Source organism: Actinosynnema mirum DSM 43827 (assembly GCF_000023245.1).
Lineage (GTDB): Bacteria > Actinomycetota > Actinomycetes > Mycobacteriales > Pseudonocardiaceae > Actinosynnema > Actinosynnema mirum.
The window spans coordinates 8,027,010-8,039,936 of sequence record NC_013093.1 but is presented as its reverse complement, the minus strand read 5'-3'; the positions used below and the strand labels follow the sequence as shown (position 1 = coordinate 8,039,936).

Here is a 12,927-nt window from a genome sequence, read left to right as displayed (position 1 = left end):
GGAGGTGTTCGTGAGCGGCTCAACCAATCGTCACGACGAGTCGACCGGCAATCGCCACAAGACGGCCGCCCCCGACCCGGCCCCCGACCCGACCCCCGAACGGCCCCCGGACGTCGCGGACCTCATCGCCGAGCACGACGAGGAGTTACCCGCCCGCTCCCTGTCCCGCCGCTGGGACCGCGCGGTCTGGCTGGTCTGCCTGGCCACCGCGCTGCTCGTGCTCAAGCAGGTGTTCCTGCCGTTCAGCAAGGGCAACCAGTTCTACCTCGTGCTGTTCCTCGGCGTGACCCTGCCGCTGGTGTTCCTCTGCTACCGGCCGGGAAGGCCCGCCGCGTCCCGCGCCGAGCGCGACGACCCCGCCCCCCTGGACTGGGCGCTGTCGCTGCTGGCCCTGCTGGTCGGCCTCTACCCGCTGCTCGGCGGCTTCGACTCGTTCCTCGACCGCCAGGGCCAGCTCACCACCCCCGACGTCGTCGCGGGCGCCGCCCTGCTGCTGCTCGTGCTGGAGGCCGCCCGCCGCACCACCGGCTGGGTGCTGCCCTCGGTGTGCGTCGCCTTCATCGCCTTCGCCTACTACGGCGGCTACCTGCCACCCGACTGGGCGATCTCGCACGCCGGCGTGGACTTCAGCCAGATCATCAACGGCTTCTACAACGACGCCACCGGCTTCTACGGCACCCCGCTCGACGTCGCCGCGACCTACATCGTGCTGTTCACCCTCTACGGCGCGGTGCTCAACACCTCCGGCGCGGGCGCGTTCTTCGTGGACCTGAGCTTCGCCGCGTTCCGCCGCTCCCGCACCGCGCCCGGCCGCACCGCGGCCACCGCCGGGTTCCTGCTCGGCACGGTCTCCGGCTCCGGCACCGCGACCACAGTCAGCCTCGGCGCGGTCACCTGGCCGGTGCTGGAGAAGGCCGGCTACCCCAGGGAGAGCGCGGGCGGCCTGCTCGCCGCGTCCGGCATCGGCGCCATCCTGTCCCCGCCCACCCTCGGCGCCGCCGCGTTCATCATCGCCGAGTACCTGGAGGCCACCTACCTGGAGGTCCTGCTCTGGGCGACGCTGCCGACGCTGCTCTACTACCTCGGCATCGCGCTGGCCGTGGAGATCGACGCCCGCCGGTTCGGGGCCAGGCCCGTCGAGGTCGGCACGCCCGGCGCGTGGGCCGTGCTGCGGCGCGGCGGGCACCACCTGCTGTCGCTGTTCGTGATCGTGGCGTTCCTGGCGCTGGACGTCCCGGTTCAGCCGGCCGTCGTCTACGCCACCGCCATCGCCGCGCTGTTCGCGCTGGTCGGCCAGCGGCACGACGTGCGCGGCTGGGCCCGGTCGCTGGTCGACTCGCTGGCCACCGGGGTGCGCGCGGCCCTGCCGGTGATCGCGGTGTGCGCGGCGGCGGGCGTGATCACCTCCACCATCACCAAGACCGGGCTCGGGCAGGCGCTGGCGTCCGCGCTGGTCGACCTGGCGTCCGCGCTCGTGTCGCACCCGACCGCCGTGCTGGCGCTCACCGCCGTGCTCGCGGCCGTCGCGGTGAGCGTGCTCGGGCTGGCCGTGCCGGTGACCGCGTCGTTCATCATCTCGTGGGTCGTCATCGGGCCCGCGCTGGTCGAGCTGGGCGTGGACCGGCCGGAGACGGCGATGTTCATCTTCTACTACGCGGTGCTGTCCGAGGTGACCCCGCCGACGGCGCTCGCCGCCGTCGCCGCGGCGGCCATCACCGGCGGCGACGTCGTGAGGACCATGTGGCGCACCTGGAAGTACACGCTGCCCGCGTTCCTGGTGCCGCTGGCGTTCGTGCTCACCGACCACGGGTCCGCGCTGCTGCTGCGCGCGCCGGTCGGCGAGGTGCTGTGGGTGTTCGCCGCGTCCGCCCTCGGGGTGGCCGCGCTCGCCGCCACCACCGGCGGCTGGATCTTCCGCGAGGCGGGACCGGTGGAGCGCGCGCTGTGCGCGCTGGCCGCGCTCGCCCTGCTGTACCTGGAACCGGTCGTCGTGGCGGTGGGCGTCGGCCTGCTCGCGCTCGCGGTGGCCGTCCACCTGCTGAGGAGGAGTCATGCGTAGCTGGGTCGTGCGGGCCGCCGTCGGGGTGCTCGCGGTGGGACTGCTGGCGTCGGGGTGCGGGGGCAAGCGCACGCCGACCGGGGGCGCGTCCGGCGAGACCGGGGCGTGCGAGGCGTCGGCCGGGCGGATCACCATCGCCACCGGCAACTCCGGCGGCGTGTACTACGTGGTCGGCGGCGCGCTGGCGAAGCTGGTCAGCGACAGCACGCCGCTCAAGGCCACCGCGGCCGAGACGGGCGCGTCGGTGCAGAACGTGAAGCAGCTCGTCGCGGGCGACTACGACGTGGCGTTCTCGCTCGCCGACACCGCCGCCGACGCCGTCCGGGGAACCGGGGGCTTCGAGGGGCAGCCGCAGAAGGTGAGCGCGCTGACCAGGCTGTACCCGAACTACACGCAGGTGCTGGTGCGCGCGGACAGCGGCATCTCGTCGATCGCGGACATGCGCGGCAAGCGGATCTCCACCGGGTCGCCCGGTTCCGGCACCGAGGTCATCGCGCACCGGCTGCTGGAGGCGGCGGGCCTCGACCCGGACGCCGACGTGCAGGCGCAGCGGCTCGACCTGGCCAAGACCGCCGACGGGATGAAGGACGGGAACCTGGACGGGCTGGTGTGGTCCGGGGGGCTGCCCACCGCGCAGATCACCGACATCACCACCTCGCTCGGCGACCGGGTGAAGGTGCTCGACGTCACCGACCTGCTGGACGAGCTGAAGCAGGTCAGCCCGGTGTACGACCGGGGGGTCATCCCGGCGGCCACGTACAAGCAGCCCGCCGACGTCGGCGCGGTGGTCGTGCCGAACGTGCTGCTGGTCCGCGAGGACTTCCCGAGGGGCGACGCGTGCGCCCTCACCGAGTTGATCTTCTCGGGGAAGCCGCAGCTGGAAGCCGCCCACCCGGCGGCCCGCGGCATCGACCGCGCTCTCGCCGCGCAGACGGACCCGGTGCCGCTGCACCCCGGATCGCGGGACGCACTGGGCGGGTGAGCGCCGCCGTCATCTAGGCTGGCCCACCGTGCGTGTCCTGGTCATCGGGTCTGGCGCCCGTGAACATGCCCTAGTCCTCGCCCTGTCGCGCGACCCGCAGGTCAGCGCGCTGGCCTGCGCCCCCGGCAACGCCGGGATCGCGGGAGCGGCGGAGATCCTCGGGCTCGACGTGTCCGACACCGGTGCGGTCACCGCCCTGGTGCAGGAGTGGAACGCCGACCTCGTCGTGGTCGGGCCCGAGCAGCCGCTCGTCGGGGGTGCCGCGGACGCCGTCCGCGCGCTCGGCGTGCCCTGCTTCGGCCCGTCCGCGTCGGCGGCCCGGATCGAGGGGTCCAAGGCCTTCGCGAAGGACGTCATGGCCGCCGCGGGGGTGCCGACGGCGACCTCCGAGGTGGTCGACAACCCGGCCCGCCTCGACGCGGCCCTGACCCGCTTCGGCCCCCGCTGGGTGGTGAAGGACGACGGCCTGGCCGCGGGCAAGGGCGTGGTCGTCACCTCGGACCGCGCGGTGGCCCGAGCCCACGCGATGACCCTCCTCGACGGCGGCCACCCGGTCCTGCTGGAGAGCTTCCTCGACGGCCCCGAGGTGTCCCTGTTCTGCCTGGTCGACGGCGCCACCGTGGTGCCGCTCCAGCCCGCGCAGGACTTCAAGCGCGTCGGAGACGGCGACGCCGGCCCCAACACCGGCGGCATGGGCGCCTACTCGCCGCTGCCGTGGGCCCCGGAGGGCCTGGTGGACACGATCGTGCGCACCTGCGTGCAGCCGGTCGTGGACGAGCTGGCCCGCAGGGGCGCGCCGTTCACCGGCCTGCTCTACGCGGGCCTCGCCCTGACCTCCACCGGCCCCCAGGTGATCGAGTTCAACTGCCGCTTCGGCGACCCCGAGACCCAGGTCGTCCTGCCGCTGCTGCGCACCCCGCTCGCCGGGCTGTTCCTGGCGGCGGCGACCGGTGGGCTCGGCGAGCAGCCCGAGCTGGACTGGGAGGACGGCTACGCGGTGACCGTCGTGGTCGCGGCGGAGGGCTACCCCGGCAGGCCGCGCACCGGCGACGTGATCGGCGGGGCGGACGCGGAGGGCGTGCTGCACGCGGGCACGAGGCGCAGGGACGACAGGGCCGTGGTGTCGTCGGGCGGGCGGGTGCTGTCGGTGGTCGGCACGGGGAAGACCCTGGCGGACGCGCGGGCGGCGGCGTACGAGCGGGTGGAGCTGGTCCACCTGACCGGCTCGCACCACCGCACGGACATCGCCCAGCGGGCGGTGGAGGGCGGGATCATCGTCCCGTCGTAGGCGGTGGCGCAGGGGTTTCGGCGGGGCCGCGTCCTTGAGGGCGCGGCCCCGTTCTTTTCCGGCGGCGGGTGGCGGCTCCGCAGGTCAGGGGCCTCACGGTGCGCCGTTCGGGCGAGCGCCGGAACCACGACGTACCCGGCCGCGTCGAATCCCAGGCTCAGCTCAGGCCCGCGTTGGTAGCCTGCCAGTTGGGACCGTCCTGTTACCAACCGTGCCGGGGAGGGTGTGGTGGAGGAGAAATCCCTGCTGGGAGTCGTGGCAGCCGCAGGTGGGGTTGCTGGTGGTGCTGCTACGGCGTTCTTTGCCGCCAACAAGCGCCTGGGAGAGATCATGGACGTCGCCGCGAGCGCGGGGTCTCAGAAGTTCGAGGTCAGCAAGGAGACGGTCCTCAAAGCCATCAAGGCGATCAGCCACCAGCGCCGCGTGCTCCAGAAGCAGCACGCCAACGCGAAGAACGACCTCATGATCCCGCTGGCGGGCAGCGAGGACGTCATCAACAGCAGCGTCGTCGAGGCGTGGAACAAGAACCTCGTGCTGAACGACGACTCCTACGCCGAGCGCGTCGACCAGTACGTCGCGAGCCTGGGCGGCCTGCTGGACCAGTTGTGCGCGGCTGCCAAGGAGTACGACTACACCGATGAAGAGGTCGACTCCGCCATGCGAGGCCAGAGTGCGCTCTAGTTCCCGCGCCGTCCGGGTCCTGCTCCCCCTGCTCGGACTCCTGGTCGTGAGCTGCTCCGACACCCAGGGGGGCGCGGCGGTGCCCGAGCAGCAAGGCGCCGGAACCTCCGCGACCGCCCCGACCAGCACCTCCAAGGCGTCGAACCGTCCGCGCGAGTTGAAGCTCGACGGGCTGGACCCGTGCAAGGTGCTCACCGCGGACCAGGCGAAGCAGTTGGGCGTGCCCGAGTCGGAGCCGGGAGATCCCAAGCTGGGGCGGTTCGAGAACGTGCCGAACTGCTACTACTCCAGCCTCAGGGGCCCGTCGTTCAGCTACACGATCGGCTTCAACAGCACGGCGGGTTACGAGGCCTGGAACAGCGGGGGCAACCTCGACGTCAGCCCGATGGCGGTGAGCGGTTACGACGCGGTGTGGATCAAGTTCAAGGGGGACACGCCGGACTCGTGCACCCTCGCCGTCGACGTCGCGGACGGTGAGCACCTCTACGTGAACTACATGCCCATCGGCGAGAAGGGCACGCAGGAAGAGCTTTGCCAGAAGGCGACGACGGCCACCGAGATGGCGCTCGCCACACTGCCGTCCTTGAGCTGAGGGGAAGAGAGCATGGCCGCGGACGCGGCGGTGGGCGACCACCGCTTCCAGGGGTACGACAACAACGCGCTCGCCACTCTGGTCGACGACTTCAGGGGTGGGAGCCTGGCGCAGCACTTCTCCACCGCTTCGCAGGCGTTGCGCGACCTCGCCAAGAGCCTCGACGAGGCCGACGTCGCACTGCGCCAGGAGTTGGCGGGGCTCGGCACCGGTTGGAAGGGACTGGCAGGCGAGAACGCGGGCACCGCCTTCTCCGTCCAAGCCCAGGGGGCGGGTCAGGGCAGTGAGGCCGCCGCGCAGAACTCCGAGGCCACGGCGGCGCAGGGGAACAGCTACAGCGACACCCGCAACAACCTCCCCGAGTCCCAGACCCTCCGAGGCGCCACCGAGAACGGGTTCCTCGACAACGCCGCCGGGTTCTTCGGGTACGAGACCGATCACGCCGCCGAGGTCAAGGCCACCCAGGCCGCGCGTGAGACCGCCATTCGCGGGTTCGAGCAGTACCAGTCGGCGAGCCAGGACGCGCTCGGGCAGTACCAGTCCATGAACAAGCCCCCCACCTACGACGTCACCGCCGTCTCCAGCGCCGCCACCGCCATGCCCTCCGTGCAGCAGTTCTCCGGCACCCCCGGCGGTCTCGCCGTCGGTGGTTCGGCGCCCGGCGGGCTGGTCGGGGCGCCCGGCGCCGTCGGCGGCGGCTCGGTCACCGGGTTCCCCGGTCTGCCCGGCGGCGGGCTCGTCGGCACGCCCGGCGGGGGTGGCGGTGGCGGGCTCTCGCCGCAGCTGCCCGGTGGTGGGTCGACCGGCATCGCGCCGGTGCTCCCCGGACTCGGCACGCCCGGCGGGGGTGGCGGCTCGCTGCTCGGCAAGCTGCCCGGCGGGTCCAACTTCGGGCTCGGGCTCGGTCTCGGGCTGGCAGGCGCCGCCGGGCTCGGGGTCGCGGCCAGCACCGCCCGCGGCGGGCAGGTCGTGCGCGGCGGGGCCGGCGGGGCCGGTGGCGCGGGCGCGCTCACCGGGGACGCCGCCAAGGCCGCGGGCGTCAAGAACTCCGGCCCGGTCACCGGCAAGTCCGCGGGCGTGTCCGCCACGATCGGCGCCATCGACGGCGACGAGCGCCTCGGGCGCGGAGGCGCGGCGGGCAGGGGCGCCCTCGCGGGCAAGGCCGGGGCGGCGTCGATGATGCAGCCCGCAGCCTCCGCCAAGGGCGGCCCCGACGAGGAGGACGGCGAGCACATCCGCAAGTACGGGGTGGACTCGGACGACGTCTTCGGCGACGAGCGCATGGTCGTGCAGTCCGTCATCGGCGACGAACCCGAGGCGAGGTGACCGCTCCCGGCACCGCGGTGCTGTCCACCCTGGAGTTCGACGTCGCCTGGGAGGCCGAGAAGCTCCCCAGGCGCAACGTCGCGCTCGACGTCCCCAGCCCCGGGATCACCCACACCGAGCGCGCCGAGCTCGTGCGCTCGGCGTGGGAGTCGCTGGAGCGGCGCGACCTCGCGTCCCGGCAGCGGGTCAGCCCCGAGCTGGCCGACGCGTTCTCGCTGCTGGCCAACCCGCAGGCCTGCGTGGACATCTGGATCTGGGTCGACGGCCGCAAGATCAAGGGCCTCGCCGCGTCCGCCGGGGACGACGCGGTGCTGGGCGTGGTCGACGGCGACGAGGTGTGGCTGATCCCGTCCCGCGCCACCGCGCTGGCCGAGGCGGCCGTGTCGGTGGCGGGCGAGATGCCCGCCGGGCGCGGCCGTTCCATCAGCCTGCCCAACGACGTGCTCCGCACCGCCTCCACCAAGGCGGGCCCCAGCGCCGAGCGGCTCATCACCGAGCTGGAGCGGCAGGGCGTCCCGCTGCACGAGGCGCAGGAGCTGGCCGCCATGTGCGAGGGCATGGGCACGCGCGGCCAGTTCGGCGCCGAGCGCGCCGCCAAGCGCGGCGAGCCCACGACCAGGGCCAAGCGCGTCGTCGCCTGGCACGACACCCCGTCCGGCCGCTACCTGCACCTGGTGCGCCCCAGCTCGGACGGCCGCGACTGGAGCACGATCACCCCGATCGACAACACCCGCCTCGCCGGGTGCGTCTGGGAGCTGCTCCAGGAGGTCTGACCGGCACGCCCCGAGGCCGCCCCCGCACCCGCGCGGGCGGCCTCGGGCGCGTCCGGGCCCCGCCGCGTGGAACCCCGCCCGGCCCCACCGCGTCCTCCGTCGTGTCGATCCACCCACCGGTGACCGCGGCGACGCTCGCGGCCCCGGCCTTCCTGACCGCCTGGCGCCGCCTGGACCTCGGCGCGATGCCGCTCGTCCTGCACGTGCCGGGACCCCCGGCCCCCTGGTCCGACCTGGTCGCGGCAGGCCTGGCCCGCGCCACCGCCCTCGACCCGTGGCTGGCGGGCGCCTGCGCGCTGCTCGCCGCCCCGCCCCGCTCGGTCGACCTGCGCCTGGGCTACGGCAGCACCGCCGTGCGCGCCCTCGCCGCCCCGTCCGGCCCCGGCGCGCTCCGCGCCGTCCTCGCCGACCGCTCGGTCACCCTCGTCGAGCTGCCCTCCCCCGACCTGCCCGCCGCGCTGGTCGACCTGCTCCCCGCGCACGACCCCGGACGGGTCGGCGCCCCCGGCCTGAGCGGCCGGATCGGGGCCGCCGCGCTCGACCCGGACGGCCGCAGGCGCCGCGCCGGGGACGTCGTCGACTTCCACGGCCCCGTCCACGCCGACGTGCTGCTCGCCCGCGCGACCGCGCTGCTCAGCGGCCTCGCGTAGGTTGTCGCCATGCCCGGTGTCTCCACCAGATCGGACGTCCCCCCGTTCCGCGTGATGGAGGTGCTGTCCGCCGCGGCCGAGCGGCAGCGCGCCAAGGGGGACGTGGTCTCCCTCGCGGCGGGCCAGCCGTCGGGCCGCGCCCCGAGCCCGGTGCTGGAGGCCGCGCACCGCGCCCTGGTCGAGCAGCCCCTCGGCTACACCGAGCAGCTGGGCATCCCGGAGCTGCGCGAGGCCATCGCGGGCCACTACGACCACGAGCACGGCCTGGCCGTCTCCCCGGACGACGTGGTCGTCACCACCGGCTCCTCGGGCGCGTTCCTGCTGGCGTTCCTGGCCGCGTTCGACCCCGGCGACCGGGTCGCGCTGGCCCGCCCCGGCTACCCGGCCTACCGCAACATCCTGCGTGCCCTCGGCTGCGAGGTCGTGGAGCTCCAGTGCGGCCCGGACACCCGCTTCCAGCCCACCGCCGACATGCTGGAGGGCCTGGACGTGAAGGGCCTGGTGCTGGCCAGCCCCGCGAACCCCACCGGCACGGTGCTGGCCGCGCCGGAGCTGGCCGCCCTCACCGGCTGGTGCGCCGAGCGCGGCGTGCGGCTGGTCAGCGACGAGATCTACCACGGCATCAGCTTCGGCGCGCCGCTCAGCTCGGCCTGGGAGACCTCCCGCGACGCGGTCGTGGTGAACTCGTTCTCCAAGGCGTTCGCGATGACCGGCTGGCGCCTGGGCTGGGCGCTCATGCCGCCGGACCTGCGGGCCGCCGCCGACCGGCTGACCGGCAACTTCACCCTGTGCCCGCCCGCGCTGCCGCAGCACGCCGCCGTCGCCGCGTTCACCCCCGAGTCCCGCGCCGAGATGGCGGCCCTGGTCGAGGGCTACCGGGTGAACCGCGACCTGCTGCTCAAGGGCCTGGCCGACCTGGGCATCACCCGCGTGGCCCCGGCGGACGGCGCGTTCTACGCCTACGCCGACGTCAGCCACCTCACCGACGACTCGACGGCGTTCTGCCGCAGGCTGCTCGACGACACCGGCGTGGCGATCGTGCCCGGCGCGGACTTCGACCCCGTGCTCGGCCACGAGCACGTGCGCTTCTCGTTCGCCTCGTCCCGCGAGGACGTCGAGGAGGCGCTGCGCCGGATCGGGAACTGGCTGGAACCCCTCGGCCCGCCCGCGCGTTGAACGGACATGCTCAGGATCATCGCGGTGCTGCTGGCCCTCTGGCTGGTGCTCGCCGTGCTCGGCGCCCTGCTCAAGGGCGTGTTCTGGCTCGTGCTGATCGGCGGCACGGTCTTCCTCGGCCTCGCCGCCTACGGGGCGATCAAGTCCAACAGCCGGTAGCGCGCCGCGCCGACGTGAGCCGACCTGCGGAAACGAGCTTCCGCAGGTCCTTCCGCGCGACCACGACCACGCCGCCGGGCGCGACCACGACCACGTCGCCGCCCGCGCCTACAGCACGCCCAGCCCCACCAGCCGCTCCCTGGCGTCGGCCACCCCGCGCCACAGCAGCCCCGACATCCCGGCCGCCACCGCGCCGTCCACGTTGACCTGCCGGTCGTCCAGGAACACGCAGTCCCCAGGCTCGACCCCCAGCCGCTCCGCGAGCAGCCGCCACACCTCCGGGTCCGGCTTGATCACGCCCAGGTCCCCGGAGAACACCAGGTGCCGGAAGTGCCGGGTCCACGCCTGCCGCTCCACGGCCCGCCCAAACGACGACGCCGCGTTGGACAGCAGCGCCAGCGGGACCCCGGCCGAGGCCAGCTCCCCGATCAGCGCCACGCTCTCCCCGGACGGCCGCATCCACCCGTCCCGGTCCACCTCGGCCAGCCGCCCGGCCAGCTCCGGCCCCACGTCCAGGCCGTGCTCGGCCCCCACGAGCGCCCAGTACGCCTCGTCGGACAGCCCCCGGTCGTAGGCGTCCCGGTGCCGCCAGTACGCCTCGCCCACGTCGGCGACGCCGAGCAGCGCGGCCAGCCGGGGCAGCTCCTCGCTCGGGTGGCTGATGACCTCGCCGTAGTCGAACACGATCCAGCGCACGGGGTCAGCTCGCCGAGGAGATGCGGCGCAGGGCCTCCGCGATGGCCTCGGCGCCCACGTCGCGGTGCGTCACGAACCGGACCTTGCCCGACATCGTGCTGGCGTGCACCCCGAGGTGCCGCAGGCCGCTGAGGGTCACCTCCAGGTCGGGCACCTCGGCGAGCACGATGTTGGTCTCCGGCCGCACCACGTCCCAGCCCAGCTCGACCAGCCCGTCCGCGAGCGTCGCCGCGTTCACGTGGTCGGCCTCCAGGTCGTCGATCCGGTCCAGCCCGATCAGCCCGGCCGCGGCCAGCACCCCGCCCTGCCGCACCCCGCCGCCGAGCATCTTGCGCAGCCGCCGCGCCTCCTGCACGAACGTGGCGGTCCCGCCGACCACCGACCCGACCGGCGCGCCCAGGCCCTTGCTCAGGCACACCTGCACGGTGTCCACGCCCACGGTCAGCGCCGCGGGCGGCAGCCCCAGCCCCACCGCCGCGTTCCACAGCCGCGCCCCGTCCAGGTGGACCCGCAGGCCGATGTCGCGGGCCGCCGACACCAGCAGCGCGTGCTCGTCCGGCGGCGTCACGGTCCCGCCCGCCGCGTTGTGCGTGTTCTCCAGGCACAGCAGCCGCGAGGTCAGCGTGTAGTAGGGGCCGGGCGCTCCGGCGGCGGCGCGCACCGACTCGGCCGTGACCCGTCCGGGGGCGACGTCCCACTCCAACGGGTGGGGCATCCCGCCCGCGAGCCACGCCGCGGTGCCCAGCTCGGCGTCCAGCACGTGCGCGCCCCGCGCGGCCAGGAACCGGTCGCCCCGCCGCAGGTGCGCCATCAGCGCGATCAGGTTCCCCATGGACCCGGACGGCACCCACAGCGCCGCGTCCACGCCGAGCAGGTCCGCGACCCGCTCCTCCAGTCTGCGCATCGTGGGGTCCTGGTCGAGCACGTCGTCGCCCACTTCGGCGACCGACATGGCCAGGCGCATCTTCTCGTCGGGCTGCGTCACGGTGTCCGAGCGGAGGTCGATCGGTGCGAGCTGGGTCACGAAAGGATCACATCACACCGGGCAAGCCCTGTCCTGACGGCCTCCTCCGTACCACGATGGAGGTGACGCACGTCTCCCGCAGGAGCCGTGCAACCACCAGGTGCCCCGGTTCCGTCCGGTAGGTGCAAGCACGACGAGCGGAGAGCGTCCGCGTGGACCAGCACGACGAGCAGGAGTTCGCGGAGTACTTCGCGGCTCGCCGGGAGGCCGTGCGCCGAACGGCGTTCCTGCTGTGCGGTGACTGGCACCGGGCGGACGACCTCGCCCAGACCGCGTTCGTCGCGCTGCACCGCAAGTGGCGCAAGATCCGGGACAGGGGCGCGCTCGACGCCTACGTCCGCCGCTGCGTGGTGCGCGCGGTGATCGACGAGTCCAGGCGGCCGTGGCGGCGGGAGCGGTTCGTGGACGCGGTCCCCGAGCGGCCCTCCGCCGACGAGGTCGCCGAGTCGGTGGTCACCAGGGAGGCGCTCGTCGTGGGGCTCAAGCGGGTGCCGCCGAGGCAGCGGGCGGTGCTCGTGCTGCGGTTCCTGGAGGGCCTGGACGTCACGGCCGCCGCCGAGGCGCTGGGCTGCACCGAGGGCACCGTCAAGAGCCAGACCGCGCGGGGCCTCGCGGCACTGCGCGAAGCGCTGGGCGACGCGCTCGACGACCTGAGGTCGGCGTCCTGAACGGGAGCGGCATGAACGGGAACGGGAGGTGGGGGTAGTGGACGAGCGGAAGCTCGCGGAGGCGTTCCGCGACGCGGCTGACGGGGCCCCGGCGCCCGCGTTCGACCTGGACTCGGTGCGCTCGGCGTCCAAGCGGGCCACCCTGCGCAGGCGCTCCGCGCTCGCCGCCGGGTCGACGCTGGCCGTCGTGCTGCTCGCGGGCGGCGTCGCGGCGGGCGGGCTGCTGCCGGTCGGCGGCCCCGAGCAGGCGTCGTCGGCGCTGGAGAGCCAGGCGCCCGCGACCCTGGACATGGAGGCCGCCACCGCCGAACCGCGCGTGCTGGGCACCGAGGACGGCCCGCGCGGCGAACCGGGGGAACCCACCGGCGGCCAACCCCCCAAGAGCATCCCCGGTGACCCGTCCGAGCAGGGGGACGAACCACCGGGGAGCGCCGACCCCACGGTCGGCGGCACCCCCAGCGGGTGCGAAGCGGCCGACCGGGAGCTCGCTGTCGCCCTCGCCGGCGAACTCCCGGTCGCCCGCGACCTCGTGCCCACCGGGGTCACCGGCTGCCCGGTGGGGGCGCGCGGCGCGAGCTACCTGGTCAGGGCGGGCGCCGACTACGCCACGGTGTCCGTCGTGCTGGTCCCCGCCGGGGTGCGCGCGAGCCTGGCCACCGACCTGCGCCGCGAGGCCGTGGCCACCACCGCCTCCGGGGAGGGCGTCCACGTCCTGAGCGAACCCGCCGCGGGCGCCACCACCGCCCCCTACGCCGCCGACCTGCCCCGGCTGGCCCAGGCGATCGCGGCCGGGCGGTGAACCGGCGCGGCGGGCGCGTCCGACCGGCGCCCCGCCTCCGGGTACCTTCCCCCG

The 12,927-nt window shown here is 74.5% G+C and carries 14 protein-coding genes; 12 read left to right on the top strand and 2 right to left on the bottom strand.

Annotation, left to right across the window (positions count from 1 at the left end; genetic code table 11):
- The first annotated feature begins 10 nt into the window (after positions 1-10).
- The 10 genes from AMIR_RS34220 to AMIR_RS40835 all read left to right on the top strand — a co-directional run bounded on the left by AMIR_RS34220 (position 11) and on the right by AMIR_RS40835 (position 9,686).
- Complete coding sequence (locus AMIR_RS34220; RefSeq protein ID WP_015805577.1) at positions 11-2,059, top strand: TRAP transporter permease; 2,049 nt, start codon at positions 11-13, stop codon at positions 2,057-2,059.
- Positions 2,052-3,041 (top strand): TAXI family TRAP transporter solute-binding subunit, encoded by a 990-nt coding sequence (locus AMIR_RS34215; protein ID WP_015805576.1) that lies wholly within the window; start codon positions 2,052-2,054, stop codon positions 3,039-3,041. The genes AMIR_RS34220 and AMIR_RS34215 overlap by 8 nt, the downstream gene beginning before the upstream one ends.
- A gap of 28 nt (positions 3,042-3,069) precedes the next feature.
- Positions 3,070-4,329, top strand: coding sequence for a phosphoribosylamine--glycine ligase (gene purD / locus AMIR_RS34210; RefSeq protein WP_015805575.1), 1,260 nt, complete (start codon positions 3,070-3,072; stop codon positions 4,327-4,329).
- Positions 4,330-4,659: 330 nt separating this feature from the next.
- Positions 4,660-5,010, top strand: coding sequence for a hypothetical protein (locus AMIR_RS36540; protein WP_015805574.1), 351 nt, complete (start codon positions 4,660-4,662; stop codon positions 5,008-5,010).
- A 46-nt stretch (positions 5,011-5,056) separates the two neighbouring features.
- Positions 5,057-5,602: a DUF3558 domain-containing protein gene (locus AMIR_RS34200; RefSeq protein WP_187313467.1), complete on the top strand. Its 546-nt coding sequence runs from the start codon at positions 5,057-5,059 to the stop codon at positions 5,600-5,602.
- 12 nt (positions 5,603-5,614) lie between these two features.
- Positions 5,615-6,928 (top strand): hypothetical protein, encoded by a 1,314-nt coding sequence (locus tag AMIR_RS34195; RefSeq protein WP_015805572.1) that lies wholly within the window; start codon positions 5,615-5,617, stop codon positions 6,926-6,928.
- The gene (locus AMIR_RS34190; protein ID WP_015805571.1) at positions 6,925-7,701 is read left to right on the top strand and encodes an ESX secretion-associated protein EspG; all 777 of its coding nucleotides are present in this window, start codon (positions 6,925-6,927) and stop codon (positions 7,699-7,701) included. Before AMIR_RS34195 ends, AMIR_RS34190 begins: the two co-directional genes overlap by 4 nt.
- A gap of 119 nt (positions 7,702-7,820) precedes the next feature.
- Complete coding sequence (locus AMIR_RS34185; protein WP_015805570.1) at positions 7,821-8,351, top strand: ESX secretion-associated protein EspG; 531 nt, start codon at positions 7,821-7,823, stop codon at positions 8,349-8,351.
- A gap of 9 nt (positions 8,352-8,360) precedes the next feature.
- The gene (locus AMIR_RS34180; protein ID WP_015805569.1) at positions 8,361-9,527 is read left to right on the top strand and encodes a pyridoxal phosphate-dependent aminotransferase; all 1,167 of its coding nucleotides are present in this window, start codon (positions 8,361-8,363) and stop codon (positions 9,525-9,527) included.
- A 6-nt stretch (positions 9,528-9,533) separates the two neighbouring features.
- On the top strand, positions 9,534-9,686 hold the full coding sequence (locus tag AMIR_RS40835; protein ID WP_015805568.1) for a hypothetical protein: 153 nt from the start codon (positions 9,534-9,536) through the stop codon (positions 9,684-9,686).
- Positions 9,687-9,794: 108 nt separating this feature from the next.
- On the opposite strand, the gene AMIR_RS34170 is transcribed toward AMIR_RS40835, so the two are convergent.
- Both AMIR_RS34170 and AMIR_RS34165 read right to left on the bottom strand, forming a co-directional pair.
- Positions 9,795-10,382 (bottom strand): HAD family hydrolase, encoded by a 588-nt coding sequence (locus AMIR_RS34170; RefSeq protein ID WP_015805567.1) that lies wholly within the window; start codon positions 10,380-10,382, stop codon positions 9,795-9,797.
- Positions 10,383-10,386: 4 nt separating this feature from the next.
- Entirely contained in the window at positions 10,387-11,406 is a 1,020-nt protein-coding gene (locus AMIR_RS34165) for a threonine aldolase family protein (RefSeq protein ID WP_015805566.1), read from the bottom strand.
- Between the two features lie 152 nt (positions 11,407-11,558).
- Here AMIR_RS34165 and AMIR_RS34160 point away from each other — a divergent pair, with 152 nt between their 5' ends.
- Together AMIR_RS34160 and AMIR_RS34155 are read left to right on the top strand one after the other, a co-directional pair.
- Positions 11,559-12,074 carry a SigE family RNA polymerase sigma factor gene (locus AMIR_RS34160; RefSeq protein WP_015805565.1) on the top strand — a complete coding sequence of 172 codons (516 nt, stop codon included), beginning with the start codon at positions 11,559-11,561 and terminating at the stop codon, positions 12,072-12,074.
- A 37-nt stretch (positions 12,075-12,111) separates the two neighbouring features.
- Complete coding sequence (locus AMIR_RS34155; protein ID WP_015805564.1) at positions 12,112-12,873, top strand: hypothetical protein; 762 nt, start codon at positions 12,112-12,114, stop codon at positions 12,871-12,873.
- The last annotated feature ends 54 nt before the right edge of the window (positions 12,874-12,927 follow it).

Bases quoted from the DNA above. Each gene is read 5' to 3' on its own strand.
- AMIR_RS36540 (WP_015805574.1), top strand. From the start codon at position 4,660: ATGGACGTCGCCGCGAGCGCGGGGTCTCAGAAGTTCGAGGTCAGCAAG.
- AMIR_RS40835 (WP_015805568.1), top strand. From the start codon at position 9,534: ATGCTCAGGATCATCGCGGTGCTGCTGGCCCTCTGGCTGGTGCTCGCC.
- AMIR_RS34215 (WP_015805576.1), top strand. From the start codon at position 2,052: ATGCGTAGCTGGGTCGTGCGGGCCGCCGTCGGGGTGCTCGCGGTGGGA.
- AMIR_RS34195 (WP_015805572.1), top strand. From the start codon at position 5,615: ATGGCCGCGGACGCGGCGGTGGGCGACCACCGCTTCCAGGGGTACGAC.
- AMIR_RS34180 (WP_015805569.1), top strand. From the start codon at position 8,361: ATGCCCGGTGTCTCCACCAGATCGGACGTCCCCCCGTTCCGCGTGATG.